Annotated in this window: 14 protein-coding genes; 1 reads left to right on the plus strand and 13 read right to left on the minus strand. The window is 47.6% G+C overall.

The genetic code is table 11. The features are described 5' to 3' along the window. Nucleotide 1: 1 nt before the first annotated feature. Entirely contained in the window at nucleotides 2–1,225 is a 1,224-nt protein-coding gene (locus GT575_RS00505) for an O-acetylhomoserine aminocarboxypropyltransferase/cysteine synthase family protein (protein WP_161171269.1), read from the minus strand. Nucleotides 1,226–1,594: 369 nt separating this feature from the next. After that, a complete protein-coding gene (locus GT575_RS00510) occupies nucleotides 1,595–2,968 on the minus strand; it encodes an MATE family efflux transporter (RefSeq protein WP_055145444.1) in 1,374 nt (457 codons plus the stop codon). A gap of 395 nt (nucleotides 2,969–3,363) precedes the next feature. Between GT575_RS00510 and GT575_RS00515 the strand changes: the two genes are divergently transcribed. Beyond that, nucleotides 3,364–4,302: a hypothetical protein gene (locus tag GT575_RS00515; protein WP_161171270.1), complete on the plus strand. Its 939-nt coding sequence runs from the start codon at nucleotides 3,364–3,366 to the stop codon at nucleotides 4,300–4,302. 96 nt (nucleotides 4,303–4,398) lie between these two features. Here GT575_RS00515 and GT575_RS00520 read toward each other — a convergent pair whose 3' ends face one another. The 11 genes from GT575_RS00520 to GT575_RS00570 all read right to left on the minus strand — a co-directional run bounded on the left by GT575_RS00520 (nucleotide 4,399) and on the right by GT575_RS00570 (nucleotide 15,521). Then, entirely contained in the window at nucleotides 4,399–6,039 is a 1,641-nt protein-coding gene (locus GT575_RS00520; RefSeq protein WP_070097464.1) for a sulfate adenylyltransferase subunit 1, read from the minus strand. Between the two features lies 1 nt (nucleotide 6,040). After that, the gene (gene cysD, locus GT575_RS00525) at nucleotides 6,041–6,940 is read right to left on the minus strand and encodes a sulfate adenylyltransferase subunit CysD (RefSeq protein WP_161171271.1); all 900 of its coding nucleotides are present in this window, start codon (nucleotides 6,938–6,940) and stop codon (nucleotides 6,041–6,043) included. A gap of 23 nt (nucleotides 6,941–6,963) precedes the next feature. Then, on the minus strand, nucleotides 6,964–7,278 hold the full coding sequence (locus tag GT575_RS00530; protein WP_118650012.1) for a 4Fe-4S dicluster domain-containing protein: 315 nt from the start codon (nucleotides 7,276–7,278) through the stop codon (nucleotides 6,964–6,966). Beyond that, a complete protein-coding gene (locus GT575_RS00535) occupies nucleotides 7,259–9,037 on the minus strand; it encodes an adenylyl-sulfate reductase subunit alpha (protein WP_161171272.1) in 1,779 nt (592 codons plus the stop codon). The genes GT575_RS00530 and GT575_RS00535 overlap by 20 nt, the downstream gene beginning before the upstream one ends. A gap of 25 nt (nucleotides 9,038–9,062) precedes the next feature. Further along, on the minus strand, nucleotides 9,063–10,124 hold the full coding sequence (locus tag GT575_RS00540) for an ABC transporter ATP-binding protein (RefSeq protein ID WP_004851740.1): 1,062 nt from the start codon (nucleotides 10,122–10,124) through the stop codon (nucleotides 9,063–9,065). A 172-nt stretch (nucleotides 10,125–10,296) separates the two neighbouring features. Next, nucleotides 10,297–11,169 (minus strand): sulfate ABC transporter permease, encoded by an 873-nt coding sequence (locus tag GT575_RS00545; protein ID WP_004851742.1) that lies wholly within the window; start codon nucleotides 11,167–11,169, stop codon nucleotides 10,297–10,299. Nucleotides 11,170–11,230: 61 nt separating this feature from the next. Beyond that, nucleotides 11,231–12,100 (minus strand): sulfate ABC transporter permease subunit CysT, encoded by an 870-nt coding sequence (cysT, locus tag GT575_RS00550; protein ID WP_015534719.1) that lies wholly within the window; start codon nucleotides 12,098–12,100, stop codon nucleotides 11,231–11,233. An 18-nt stretch (nucleotides 12,101–12,118) separates the two neighbouring features. Next, nucleotides 12,119–13,129, minus strand: a complete 1,011-nt coding sequence (locus tag GT575_RS00555) for a sulfate ABC transporter substrate-binding protein (protein WP_161171524.1) — start codon at nucleotides 13,127–13,129, stop codon at nucleotides 12,119–12,121. A gap of 241 nt (nucleotides 13,130–13,370) precedes the next feature. Continuing rightward, on the minus strand, nucleotides 13,371–14,303 hold the full coding sequence (gene cysK, locus GT575_RS00560; RefSeq protein ID WP_055223423.1) for a cysteine synthase A: 933 nt from the start codon (nucleotides 14,301–14,303) through the stop codon (nucleotides 13,371–13,373). 99 nt (nucleotides 14,304–14,402) lie between these two features. After that, complete coding sequence (locus GT575_RS00565) at nucleotides 14,403–15,026, minus strand: GDSL-type esterase/lipase family protein (RefSeq protein WP_161171273.1); 624 nt, start codon at nucleotides 15,024–15,026, stop codon at nucleotides 14,403–14,405. Nucleotides 15,027–15,251: 225 nt separating this feature from the next. After that, nucleotides 15,252–15,521, minus strand: coding sequence for an Ig-like domain-containing protein (locus tag GT575_RS00570; protein ID WP_015534715.1), 270 nt, complete (start codon nucleotides 15,519–15,521; stop codon nucleotides 15,252–15,254). Nucleotide 15,522 lies beyond the last annotated feature (1 nt).

Below are 15,522 nucleotides of genomic sequence, written 5' to 3' on the forward strand. Positions count from 1 at the left end.
CTTAACTTTCCAAGGCCTTCCGGAAGTCCTCTATGAGATCCTCCACATCCTCGATTCCGACACTAATACGAATCATATCATCATATACGTTGGCGTCAAGCTTCTCCTGCTCTGTGCTGTGCGCATTCAGTGTTGATTCAGGATGCACGATGAGCGTCTTTGTGTCTCCTATGTTCGACACTATCTGCGGTATTGTGAGCTTGTTCATCACCGCAAATGCCTTCTCCTTGCTGCCGACTCTGATGGTGATTATGGCACCATAACCACCGTGGAGCTGTTCATCTGCGATGTCATGCCAAGGACTGGATTCAAGTCCCGGATAGTTGACCTTTACACCCTCCTGACTTTCCAGAAACTGAGCAAGGGCAAGTGCATTGTGTGAGCATCGCTCCATTCGAAGTCCCAATGTCTCCATGCCCAGCATATTGTAAAATGCTGTCTGTGGAGCTATGCAGGCTCCTGTATTTCTAAAAAGTCCGTTCCTGAGTTTTGCTATGTAGGCGAACTTTCCGAACATCTTGTACTGCTGCAGAAGCGGATAACGCTCTGCGTCCCATTTGAAATTGCCGCTGTCGGTGATGACTCCGCTTATGGCATCGCTGTTGCCATTGATGTACTTGGATGTGGAATTGATGACTATATCCGCTCCAAGTGTCAGTGGTGTGACCAGATATGCAGTTGCCACTGTATTGTCTATTAGGAGCGGAAGCCTGTGTGAATGTGCCAGCTCCGAAAGTGCCTTTATATCCACCACATCCAGCTTCGGATTGCCGATCGTCTCAGCAAATATCACTCTGGTATTCTCATTTATCGCTGCCTCAACCGCTTCCTTATCCGATATCTCCACAAATGTCGTCTTGATCCCAAATGCCTCCAGATCGTGGAACAGATCTATCGTTCCCCCGTAGAGTCCTGTGCTGGACACTATCTCTCCGCCAGCTCCTACTATATTTAAGAGTGCATTTGTGAGTGCCGCCATTCCAGAAGAACACGCTACCGAACCCACTCCCTTTTCAAGATTCGTCATCCGCTCCTCAAATGCAGCTATCGTCGGGTTGTTGATCCTCGTATAAGAATAACCCGTCGCCTTGTTGTGGAAGAGCTTCTCATGCTGCTCCGCTGAAGGCTGATAGAATGCACTGGATTGATAGATCGGTGTAAGTGTGGCGCCTGTATTCTCATCACCAAGCTTTGCGCTGTGTAATAATGCTGTGTTAAATCTCATGATCTTCTATGCCTCACTAAATAATAAATCCTATAATTCCTACGAACATGATAGGATTATAGCTCTTATACCCTACTATGTCAATAGGAATTATAAAATAAGCAATGCAGATAATAAAAAAATGCCAGTTGATGGGAGCTTGCTCACAATCAACTGGTGTTTTTTTGTTATCTATATGGCGCATGCCATTCCACGAGCTGCGTTAGCAGCGAGGGGAGCATGGCTTATTTTATAATTTCGTCCGTCTTCCACGGCGCATGCCATCCTCAGGGCCGCGTTAGCGGCGAGGGGCGCATTGCTTATTTTATAATTCCGTACGGTATACACGGCACATGCCATTTCTCTGGCAGCTTCCCCATACGTTTTCACTCATTTCTTATTTGCAATTTTCTTATACAGCATCTTCCTCACATAGAAATAACATACTATCTGCATAGCAAGGGTTATGATCCAGGACGCCGGATATGAGATGAACAGAACCGCCAGGGATCTGTGTCTCGGGAAAATCCAGTATATCCACACGATTCGGGTTCCCACCGTTCCTATGATCGAGAGGAGCATCGGAACTCCGGAATGTCCCATCCCACGAAGCGCCCCCGGGAACAAGTCCATAAATCCGCACAGGAAATATGTGACTGTCGTATACAGCAGAATCTCCATTCCGCACTTTATAACCGCGTCGCTGCTCGTATATATATGCAGCAGCTGCGGTCCAAAGAAATACGCTCCATTGCCCAGAACCATCATTGCCGCAAATGACAATATCAGACAGTCGATCAGAACTCTCTCCATACGTTTCCATTTGCCGACACCGTAATTCTGGCTCGTAAAACTCATGCACGCCTGCGTTACAGCATTCACCGTCACATACAGAAAGCCAAATATATTATTTGCCGACGTGTAGCCCGCCATGGCAACCGAGCCAAACGAGTTGACTGACGACTGCAGCAGTACATTTGAGAAGTTGATGACCGTGCTCTGGATTCCAGCCGGAACTCCGACCGAAAAGATCTGCTTTACATATGCACCCTTGATGGTAAGCTTTGAAAATCTAAGCTGATAGCTCGTTTCTGACCTGCACAGGCAGCGGAGGACGAGTACGCAGGATATCAGCTGTGAGATGACTGTTCCGATTGCGACCCCCGCAACTCCAAGCTTGAAAATGATCACAAAACACAGGTTAAGGCCTGTATTTGCAATTCCGGATATAACCAGAAAAAGGAGTGGTCTTTTGGTATCTCCCACCGCCCTGAGTATGGCAGCGCCGTAATTGTACAGCATGAAAAATGGCATTCCCAGGAAATATATCCTCATATATAAAGAAGAAAGTCCGATGACATCCCCCGGAGTATCCATAAGCTCAAGCGCCGGTTTTGCGCAAATCCACCCGACAAAGGCCATAATAATACCGCTGACCAGCGCCAGCGCGATCGCGGTATGTACTGTCTCTGACATTTCTTTATCTTTTCCTGCGGCATAAAGCCTTGCCGCAAGCACATTTGCCCCAAGGGATATCCCTATGAACAAATTGGTGAATACATTGATAAGTGCTGTGGTTGAACCGACCGCCGCCAGCGACTCGTTACCACTGAACTTCCCTACAACAATGATATCCACCGCATTGAACATCAGCTGCAGAATACCCGAGAGCATAAGCGGGAGCGAAAATGAGATCAGCTTATCCATGATCGTCCCGTTGCACATATCAATTTCATATTTATTTTGTTTTAATGTAGAACTCATTTCTTTCCTCACCAACTAATAGCATATATGTTCTGATAAATCACACACAGCAATGCTTATGTTCGCTCTTCTGCCTGTACATATATTCATCAGCCCGCTTCATGGCGGTCTCCCAGTCGCAGCACCTCGTACCATTGGTGCCTAGTCCCATGAACAATTTTAACACAGAGTATGTTGGGGCACAATGGAGGATGTGAAGCAAACAAAACAAGAGCAAAACATATTCCCTCGTCTACTATACAAATAGTAAAATCACCTCCCATTTCCCCCTTATTTTTCCACTCACAGCGTCACTCTGCGCTTTATAAACGCATTTGTCAAAACCTATTGACACAGCGATTTGAATGGTCTAAATTGTGCCTACCGGCCGGATAAAATACTAAGGAGGAACACTCTTGCCAACAACAAGAAAACTTTATGACAGCATCTTCAAGAAGATTCTCACGCTGTCCTCGAAAGCTGTGATCAACATGATTAACGGCCTGTTCAACATGTTTTACGCTCCGGAAAACTCAACAGTATCTTATCACTGGACTGAAAATGTTCACGATAATCAGAATTCTATGACCACAACTCTGGCCGACACCATACTCGTAATCAACAATTCCGATGCATATCATATGGAAGCGCAGATGAAAAAGGATGATTCTATTGTATTCCGTGTATTTTCATATGGAGCGGGATATGCAGATCAGACTAAGGAGATACTGCAGGACGAAGAGGGCTGTCAGGTATATCGAATTCATTTTCCTGAACCCTGTGTGATATATCTGAGCAATGTACCAAAATCAGTACCTGATACATATTCGTTGCAGGTGGGATTCGGGCATACCCAGAACATAACCTATAACGTCCCTGTTACAAAACTCACGTCCTGCTCCGTAAAGGAAATAAACGACAGGAAAATGATCATCCTGATTCCATTCTACATTCTGAAACTCCGCGAAAAGCTGAGGAATAAGAAAGCACGTACACCAGAGAATATAGCCTCATTGAAAAGCCTCATCAAAACAGATATAATGGGTAGCATAGACAAGAACGTGGAACTTGGGAATATAACAGCTGAGGATGGAGCACAACTATACAGATTTACTCAGATGCTTTATACTCGCCTATATTCCCAGTTTGAAGAGACCGAGGAGGTTACGGATATGGTGGAACAGTCGATTATTACATTTGTGGATGTTTTTCAGGAAGAGAAAGCCAGGATGGAAAAACGTATGGCTGAGATGGATAAGGAGATTGCCGACAAAGACAAGAAGCTCGCCGACAAGGACAACGAGCTTGCCGAATTAAGGGCAGAAATAGCCAGACTTAAAGGTTCTGACAAATAAATATTTCATATTACTACTTTCTATACAAAAGCGAAGGACGAAGGCATAAAACACCTCCGTCCTTCGCTTTATTATTATATTACTACGTGATCTTTTTTAGATGTAGTTTCCATCGTGAACCTGGGCCGCGTCGTATACAGACTCCTTGCGGATCTCGTCTGCTATCTCGTCTGCGTCAAGCTCGCCGTCAGCATTCCAGTCACCGCTGTAGACCTCGGCGCCTTCTACCTTGATTCCTGCGATCTGCTGCTCGCTTGCGAAGAGAAGCACGATGATTCCGGCATGATGAAGATGTTTTAATACAGCATTTACATCCTCGCGGATATCTGGAGCGTACAGATATGTATGACGTCCGTCGATGCTGAGCTTCTTCTCCACCGACTCAACGAAATCTCTTGTGACATTGCCTGCTGCAAATGGAACTATGACAGCCTTCTGTCCCTTGATCGCTGCACGCACATTTCTGTCTATGCGTCCCTCGTAAAGTCCGGTCTCCTCAGTGTGAACCTCCTCGACAACACCGCAGGCACTTGTCATGTCTGTGACACGGTCGATGAGTATGAGTTCTCCGAGAGTCTTATGCTTCTTGAACTCGTCAACCACGATCCTGTCGGCAAATGCGATCCTGCAGACTGCGATACCATTCTTCGCAAGGGTGTCCGCTGATTTCTGCTCACCTGTATTTACATCTATGGTGTAATCGATATGTGTAACTGTACCAGGGATCATCTTGGTTCCGAGCTTCACGAAGAAGTTCTTGCCATTGTACAGCTCATCGTCATCCATCCAGAGAAGTGTTGCGGTGATCGAAGATGCAATCTTTGCGCCTGAATCAACTGTGAGCACACATCCTCTTGACACATCAACCTCACGGTCAAGCTGTATTGTTACAGGCTGTCCCTTCTGTGCTGAGTCCACTGTGTCAAATCCAACATGGATGCTCTTGACCTTTGCGGTCTCGTTGCTTGGGAGTGTGTTGATCTCGTCTCCGACGTGGATCTCACCATCCTCGATCTGACCCTGAAAACCTCTGAATGTGTGGTCAGGACGGCACACTCTCTGAACAGGCATATAGAATCCTGCCTCTGTGTTATCCTCTGCGATATCTATATCCTCAAGGTATGTAAGGAGTGCGGGACCCTCATACCAAGGAATGTTCTCTGACTTCTTTGTCACATTGTCACCCTCTGTAGCTGACACAGGGATGATAGTGATATTTGGCAGGCTGAGCTCTGATGACAGCTCATTTATCTGCTCAACTATCTCGTTGAAACGCTTCTCATCGTATCCGACAAGATCCATCTTATTTACTGCAAATACAAAGTATCTGATTCCCATCAGCGCACAGATCCTTGCGTGTCTTCTGGTCTGTACGAGCACGCCCTGCTTTGCATCTATGAGGATGACTGCCAGGTCGGCAAATGATGCTCCAACCGCCATGTTCCTTGTGTACTCCTCATGACCCGGTGTATCCGCCACGATGAAGCTTCTCTTGTCTGTTGTAAAATATCTGTATGCAACATCGATGGTGATACCCTGCTCACGCTCCGCCATCAGTCCATCCAGAAGAAGTGAATAGTCGATGGCACCGCCACGGCTTCCTACCTTGGAATCAAGCTCCAGAGCCTTCTCCTGATCTGCATATAAAAGCTTTGAATCGTATAATATATGTCCTATAAGTGTTGACTTTCCGTCATCTACACTTCCGCATGTTATAAATTTAAGTAATCCGCTCATCTTAGAAGTATCCCTCCCTCTTTCTACGCTCCATGCTGCCTGCTGCCTCGTTGTCAATAACTCTGGTGGTTCTCTCTGAGGATACCGCACTGAGCGTCTCCTCGATGATCTCAGGGAGTGTGTCCGCTGTGGACTCCACGCCGCCTGTCAGTGGATAACATCCGAGAGTTCTGAAACGAACACTCTTCATCTCTATCTTCTCACCAGGTCTGAGTTTCATTCTGTCATCATCGACCATGATGATATTTCCGTCACGGTATACAACAGGCCTAACCTTTGCGAAGTACAGCGATGGGATCTCTATGTTCTCACGCTCTATGTACTCCCATATATCAGCCTCAGTCCAGTTGGAAAGTGGGAACACTCTGACCTCCTCGCCCTTCTGGATCTTGGTGTTGAACAGCTTCCACATCTCCGGTCTCTGGTTCTTTGGATCCCAGGCATGCTGAGCATTTCTGAATGAGAGAATTCTCTCCTTCGCACGGGACTTCTCCTCGTCTCTACGTCCGCCGCCAAATGCTGCTGTGAAACCGTATTTGTCAAGAGCCTGCTTGAGCGCCTGTGTCTTCATGATATCTGTGTATGCTGAGCCGTGGTCAAATGGATTGATGCCCTTCTTGACACCCTCCTCGTTGATGTACTCTATCATGTCAAGTCCGTATTTCTTCGCTGTCTTGTCTCTGAACTCGATCATTTCCTTGAACTTCCATGTTGTATTTACATGCAAGAATGGAAATGGCGGCTTCTCAGGATAGAATGCCTTGAGTGCCAGATGAAGCATTACCGAGCTGTCCTTTCCTATGGAATAAAGCATAACCGGCATCTCACACTCCGCAGCAACTTCGCGGATGATGTATATCGCCTCTGCCTCCAGTTCGTCAAGATGTGATAATGTACCCATATCTATACCAACCTTTCTTCTTTTTAATATTTATTAGCTTCCTTCTTGTCTATCACTATCTGGTCTGTGGTGCCATCCATCTTGCGGATATTCCACAGAAGCAGATCTCCTTTGTTCTCCACCGACATCCGGCTTCCCATTCCGCCGATGTCAGCTCCGAGATATAATGAGATGGCGTCAAATGCACACTCCTTGATACAGGATGAGCATCCCCAGCAATCCTTTGGGTATTTCATGAATATCTGTCCATCCTCATCTCTCTTTATGAGGGAACCCGGGCAGACATTTGCACATTTGCCGCAGTTTTTGCAAAGCTCTTTATTTATCACTATGCTCATATACATTCCCCTTTCCTTGGAACATCAGCCCATTTGAAGTCGCCTCCGGCGAGGGGCTGACGCTGCATGCCATATTTCCTGCGGGAACCTGACACAAATTAACCAGGTCTCTGTGTATCATCTTAAGCTCGCCGTCCACCATCTTGGAGTTGACAAATATCTCCCAGTCTTTACTCTTCTCCGGGTAGTCCAGGTTCTCAGCAAAGCTGTGCCATCTCGTCTCCTTCCTGTCCTTCAGGTGTGCGATTACGGAGAGTGCAACTGTGAGTCTCTCCTTCACCTCATACACAAACATGAGCTCGTGCATGTCGTGGGCACTTATGTGCCATACAAGTTTCTGGAGCTGCTCTATCTTCTCCTTTGCCAGCTCAAGCTGCTTCTCGTTGAACTGGTAGTGGGTTGATATTCCTCCGGCGTAGTTGTCCATGACCTTTTGCATGGCCTCCTCTATCGCCTCGTATGTGAACATCTTCTCGTCAGTGTCGAGGAAATGGTCATACTCTTCTATCTTTCTGTCAAATGCAGCCTCCTCGTCAAGCTCAGGATCAAGGTATCCCTCGTCAAGCTGCTTTACCATGGCAATGGCTGCTATCTCTCCCTCAACCATCGCACCGGTCACATACTTCTGTGGACATCCGCCCGCCACATCTCCGGCGGCGAACAGTCCGCGTATTGTGGACTCTCTGTCGTTGTCCACCCAGTAACCACTTGCGGTGTGGCCGCCGACTATATAAGGCTCTGTGCCCTCTATCTCCACATTCTGCTCACTCGGATTCTTGCCGGACTCAAGCCATTTGAGAGTCTGGCTCGGAGCCATGTTGAGGTATGCCCTCTTCAGTGAGTCATCCTGCTCTGGGGTGATGCCCTCGGTTCTCAGATAGCATGGACCTCTGCCTTCTATATTCTCCCTCACCGTTCCGTACACTCTCTGGGATGTGGTGAGTCCGTATTTGTTCTCGTATATCTCGCCGAGTGAATTGACCTGCTTGGCACCGACACCCTGGGCTATGGTTCCCGTAGGTGCTATTGTGTCCTTACATCTGAGTGCTATAAATCTCATCTCAAATGTGGTCATCTCCGCTCCGGCATTTATTCCCATTGCGTATCCCGCTCCGGTGTTGAACGGCGGATACCACATCTTATGTCTCGAAAATCCCGGATTGTTCGGTCTGTAAAGTCCCGCCGCACCACCTGTAGCACAGAGCACTTTCTTTGCTCTAATCTCGTAGGCTGTATTATCCTCTATGGAGAATCCAAATGCCCCGAGGATCTGATTGTCCTCCACAATATAGTCCGTGATGTTGACTCTGTTCAGTATCTGACAGTTGTCAAGCTCCTCCACCGCCTTTGCCAGCAGCGGCTTCATGTTCTCACCATTTATCTTGATATTTCTGTTGCCCCTTGCAACATACTCTCCATTCTCATCCTTGAGGATAACCAGCCCCAGCTTCTCCATCTTGTCTGTGACACGGTTCAGCCCCTGTGACATTGAAAGCAGAAGATCTTCTCTGACAATTCCGTCAGCATCTGTCCTGCAGTAATCCACATAGTCCTCAGGCTTTCTGCCCTTCACTATGTATGCGTTGATGGCGTTCACCCCCGCCGCCAGACATCCACTTCTCTTTATGTTCGCCTTCTCGGCGATGATGATGGAATAATCAGAATGTTCTCTGACGGTCAGCGCTGCATAGCAGCCCGCCGTACCACCACCGATTATCAAAATGTCCGTATGAAGTATTTTCCTGTTTGCAATACCCATATTTTCTCTCCAATCACTTTTATAATTAGATGTAGAATACATCGTTATCCTGCATTGCCTTGTTCTCCAGCAGATATGTCTGATTCTCATCAAATACATACAGCCTGTAGATGAGAACGTGGACCTGCTCCCCCGGCTTTACGACATCCTTCTCCATGGATCTCTCGGCGACGATCTCCACTCCATTGACATCCACCGTGACGTCCAGATGGCTTCCGCGGAACAGCACATCCTTGACTATCCCCGACTCCGCCGCACTCTGGTACTGATCCAGCCTGCCGCTCTTGGATATCTTGACGAACTCCGGTCTGATGACCGCCCTGTCCGCTCCCGGCACCCTGTCAAAACCCTTGAGTTTCTCGTAGTCCTCCACAACAGTTGACCTTCCGATGAACTGTGCCACAAACGGTGTGGACGGCGTCTTGTATATCTCCATCGGCGATCCCATCTGCTCTATCTGTCCGTGGTTGGTGATGATGATCTCATCCGCAACCTCCACAGCCTCATCCTGATCGTGAGTGACAAATATGCTCGTTATGCCAAGCTTTTCAACCATCTCCTTGAGCCAGGTTCTAAGCTCCGTCCTGACCTTTGCATCTATCGCGGCAAATGGCTCATCCAGCAGCAACACCTGTGGATTCGGTGCCAGCGCCCTGGCAAATGCTACCCTCTGTCTCTGTCCGCCTGAGAGCTGGTTCGGATATCTCTTCTCCATACCTGACAGCCCTGTAAGCTCCAGAAGCTCCATAACTCTCTTCTTGATCTCTTTCTTTGGAACCTTCATGAGTTCAAGTCCAAATGCCACATTGTCAAATACCGTCATGTAACGGAACAGTGCATAATTCTGGAATACAAATCCTATTCCTCTCTTCGCAGCTGGTATATCATTTACACGCCTGCCGTCTATGTATATGTCACCGGAATTTGGATTTTCAAGTCCGGCTATCATTCGGAGAAGTGTCGTTTTTCCGCTTCCCGACGGTCCCAGAAGCGCCACCAGCTTGCCCTTCTCCACACCAAAGCTGACATTGTTGGACGCCAGGAAATCTCCATATTTCTTATATATATTTTTCATCTCGACGTACATGTCGTCAGCCTCCTTTTTGTTCTCTTATTCTTCCGCACCTGATCTATCTCTCGAAACTCCTGCAAGCCATCCCATATGCAGACTATCTCACTTCGCCCTTATCGGATATCGCCCTTTTTCGGGTATCGCCCCCTCGCCTCCGCTCAGCGGCAGGTCGTCACGCGCATGAGAGTTATGAACTTCGTTCATAAGCGCGTTTCCTCTTCGCTCTGTACTCAAGCAGATTTCTCAGAAACAATATGATGACCGCTATGATCACCAGTATGGATGATACTGCAAATGCCGCTGTGATGGATTCCTCCGTTCCCGACATGTACAGCGCATCGATCTCAAGTGGAAGTGTAAATGTCCCGCCCCTTGTCTTGGACAGTGCATTTACCGCACCGAACTCGCCGAGTGCTCTGGCGGTACAGAGAATTATTCCGTATATGAGTCCCCATTTCATCTGGGGAAGTGTTATCCTTCTGAATATCGTGAAGCCCTTCGCCCCCATGAGCGCCGCAGCCTCCTCCTCATCCTTGCCCTGGGCGTTCAGCACCGGGATAAGCTCCCTTGACACAAATGGGAATGTCACGAATATGGTAGCAAGCACAACGCCCGGAACTGCAAAAGTTATCCTGATATTTGTTCCCAGCATATCATTGATCCATCTGATCGCCGGATACGTCCATCCGAGTCTTCCAAATGTCATGAGGTAGGCAAGACCTACGATGACAGGTGATATGGAAAACGGAATGTCTATCAGTGTCGCCAGCACCTGCTTGCCTTTGAAGGAGAACTTCGTCAGCAGCCATGCCGCACATATTCCGAAAAATGTGTTTACCACCACAGCTATGACTGTGGCAATAAGTGTGACTCCAAGCGCGCTTATCACGTACTCTGTCGTGATGGACTGCAGGTAGAACTTAAAGCCCTCCTTCAGCGCACTTGTTATCACCGATATAAGTGGAACCACCAGCATGAGCACTATGAAAAGCACCGTCACGGTTATCAGTATTATCTTTGTCCTGCGCTTGCCGCGCTGCAGCTTTTCCTGTTCGCTCATCGTGTTTCCTCCTTTCGTTTGTGCATTTGCACATCAATGATTGTCGTAACTTATTATAGGTTTATAGTAGGTTTGTCCTTCTCGACTGCCTCAGCTGTACTATGTTGATCGCGAACAACAGTACAAATGATATGACCAGCATCACCAGTGCTATGGCTGTTGCGCTGGCATAGTCTATGTAGCTGAGCTTCTGCATGATCACGTATGATATGACCTGCGTCTGCTCCTTTGCGCTGTTGCCCGATATGTAGATGACACTGCCGTACTCTCCGATCCCTCTGGCAAATGCCAGTCCAAATCCTGTAAGCAGTGCCGGCCTGAGCTCCGGAAGAATAACCTTGAAGAATGTTCTTCTCGGTGTGGCTCCCAGCATGTAAGCCGCCTCCTCGTACTGATTGTCCATCTTCTCAAGTATCGGCTGCACCGCCCTTATGACAAATGGTATTCCAACGAATACGAGGGCGATGGTAAGTCCTATCTTCGTGTATGCAACGTCTATTCCAAGAGCCGCAAGCGTTTTTCCAAGAAATCCATCCTCACTGTAAAGTCTCGACAGTGTGATACCGGCAACCGCCGTTGGCAGACAGAATGGAAGCTCTATGAATCCGTCCAGTATCTTCTTGCCGGGAAAATCGTATTTGACCAGTGTCCACGCTATTATCAGACCAAACACCGTGTTGACTATCGCCGCTATGAACGAACAGCCGATGCTGGTCTTAAATGCATTCAGCACATTCTTCTTCAGAAGCAGATGCCAGAATTCACCCGGTGAGAGCTTCAGCGATGACACCAGCACCGATGCCAGCGGGATCAGAACTATCAGCGACAGCATTGCAATGACTATTCCAAGCGTCAGATGATATCCTGGGATAACTCTGGTCTTCTTTGCGTTATTAAGTTTATCCTTCTTGCCATTTTCCTCTGCTGCCATCTCGTCTTCCAATCCATTTTAATAATCATATATCTCGTCAAACTTTGCACCGTCATCGAAGAAATCCTCATAGGCTTTGTCCCAGCCTCCGAAATCATCTATGGTCCACTGCTTGATGTCCAGATCAAATACGTCTGCATACTCTGCAAGTATCTTCTCATTTGTCGGGCGATAGCCGCTCTCAGCCTCAAGCCTCTGAGCGTCATCGCTGTACAGGTACTTCAGATACTCTGTGCTGACCGACTCTGTTCCATTGTGCTTTGCGTTGTCATCGACAACCGCCACACTCGGCTGAGCCAGTATACTCACCGACGGATTAACTATCTCGTAATCCTCCGGGTATTCCCTCAGGGTTGCTATCGCCTCATTCTCCCAGGCAATCAGTACATCACCCTTGCCATTCTCCACAAATGTGGTCGTCGAACCTCTGGCTCCCGAATCCATGACCGACACATTCTGATAAAGCTTCTTCATAAACTGCCATATATCAGCTTCATCGCTGTATGTAGTTCTGGCATAGGCAAGAGCCGCAAGGAAATTCCAACAGGCTCCGCCGCTACTCTTCGGATCAGGTGTTATGACTTCCACATCGTCCTTCACCAGATCGTCCCAGTCCTTTATATCCTTAGCATTTCCCTTTCTCACCAGGAACACGATAGTAGATGTGTAGGGTGCTGAATCCTTGTCAAATTCATCTATCCAGCCCTTATCTATCAGACCATTTGCCGATATGAGGTCAATGTCATGCTCAAGTGCCAGTGTGACAACATCCGCATTACAGCCCTCCACAACCGATCTGGCCTGTGAACCGGAGCCTCCATGAGACTGGATGACCTTGATGTCCTGTCCGTACTGCTCTTTGTAATACTGTTCAAACATGTCATTGTATCGCTCATACAGCTCCCTCGTCGGGTCATACGAAACATTTGTAATTGTGATAACATCGTCCTTCTTCCCGCCACAGCCGGCCGCGCCTATCGCCAGCACCGCCGCCATGGACAGAAGCAATACTTTTTTTCCAAGTCTCATATCTTTTCTCTTTCTCATAAATAGGTCAATTCATCCAATGAGCAATAATTGCTGCAACGATATTAACTTCTGCTATACAGTTTTGACATCATCCAAGGAGGGACATACGAAGTCGCCGGTCCTTAGGTGGCGCCTTAGGCGGCACCTTAGTACCGCTGCAGACTGAGTCGAGCGAAAGCGCTCCCGACTGGATATGTCAAATACTGTATACAGTTCACAACCTCCAGGCAATTATTGCGGTCTACAGGTTAAACAGTGATGTTGAGAGGTATCTCTCTCCTGTATCCGGGAAAAGAACCACAATAGTCTTGCCCTCGTACTCAGGTCTCTTTGCAAGCTCAGTTGCCGCATAGAGTGCCGCACCTGCGGATATTCCAACCAATACACCATCTGTCTTTGCTATTTTTCTCGCTGTGTCAAATGCGTCATCGTTCTGGATCCTGATGATCTCATCCACGATGCTCAGATCCATGACGCCAGGTATAAATCCGGCTCCGATTCCCTGGATCTTGTGTGGGCCAGGTGCTCCGCCTGAGAGAACAGGTGAATCAGCAGGCTCAACTGCTATCAGCTTGACATTCGGGTTGTGCTCCTTAAGTCCGCTTCCTGTTCCTGTGGCTGTTCCGCCTGTTCCTACTGCTGATACAAATGCATCAACCTTTCCGTCTGTATCTCTCCAGATCTCCTCTGCTGTTGTCTTCTTGTGGATAGCAGGATTTGCCTTGTTCTCAAACTGCTGTGGGATGAATGCATTTCCATACTGCTCCTTGAGCTCATTTGCCTTGGCGATGGCTCCCTTCATTCCTTCTCTTCCAGGTGTTAATACGATCTCAGCACCGAGAGCTGAAACAATCTTTCTACGCTCAACACTCATGGTATCCGGCATTGTAAGTATCAGGTGAAGGCCCTTTGCCGCTGATACAAATGCAAGTCCGATTCCTGTATTTCCTGATGTAGGCTCAATGATGACTGTCTCCTGGTTGATGAGACCATCCTTGATTCCCTGCTCGATCATGGCTGCTGCCACACGATCCTTTACTGAGCCAAGTGGGTTGAAATACTCAAGCTTTGCAACGATGTGTGCCTTGAGTCCAAGCTCCTTCTCATAATTTGTGAGCTCCAGAAGTGGAGTGTTTCCTATAAGTTCTGTCAACTGTGATGCTATCTTTGCCATGATTTTGTTTCCTTTCTTTTTTTACTTTTTTCAAGTCTCTATGTTCTTTCTTGATTCTTTACTATCTTTATATACTGTACATTATTTTCTATATAATTCTTAACAGGCCATCTGATAAATCTTTTCCTCTATCGCTCCCGCCAGTGCCGCGTGGCCTTCAGGATTCATGTGTTCCTGATCTGCCTCGCTGCTGTCTGCCACGGATGATGCCGCCAGGAAGTCCACGCCAAACTCATCGGCTATCTTCCTGTACACATCTGTGAGTTTTCTTGACACCTCAACGGATTCCGGTGAGAACTCAGGATCAAATTCATCCTTCCACACCTGCTCGCCCAAATGTATCGGCGATACGAGAAGTATCCTGCTGTCCGCTGAATACTGTTTTGCCTGAATGAGCAGTCTCCGTATTCCCTTGCCTATCACATCCGGCGATGCCGAGAACGCTGTCTTACAGTCATTTGTTCCAAGCATGATCACTATATTCTCCGGTTTGTGTGTCTCCAGCAGAGTAGGGAACAGCGACACGCCCTTTCTTCCCTGTCTCAGTGGATCCTCGAACACTGTTGTTCTTCCACAGAGACCTTCCTCTATGATCCTTATATCTTTATTTGCCAGCTTCTGCTGCAATATACTGGTCCATCTGATTCCCCAGGGAAATCTCTCCCCATTCTCAGGATTGTATCCCCATGTATTGGAATCTCCAAAGCACAACACCTGTTGCATGTGTCCACCTCCTGTCTATTGAACCTCGCACTGTTCAATGGATTTCACCATCAATCCACATATATCCTATCTGATATGTAGTAATTATCTGTCAACATGTTGGAGTATACAACTTATTTCCTACTATGTCAATAGGGATTATGTGCTTTTGTATACAAAAAGGCTGTCACCCGACTTAATCTATAAGTCAGGCGACAGCCTGTCCACATTTTTAAATTAACTTATTCACCCGATCACGGAGAAACGGAAGATATATACAGTTTTCTTGTTGCTGACCTTTGCTGGAGTGACCGTAGCCTTAAGTGCAGCGGTCTTACCCTTGACCACGATCAGCGATGTCTTGCTCAGCTTCACGCCTGTCACCGGCTGTCCGACCGTTACTGTGATCACCTTCTTCACTGTAATACTCTTTACACTCGTTGTCGCTGCTTCTGCCGGCACGCTGACACTCGTAAATGTCAGCGCGAAAGCAAGGAGCACCGCAACAAATGCCATA

Source organism: Coprococcus sp. BIOML-A2 (assembly GCF_009875795.1).
Lineage (GTDB): Bacteria > Bacillota > Clostridia > Lachnospirales > Lachnospiraceae > Coprococcus > Coprococcus aceti.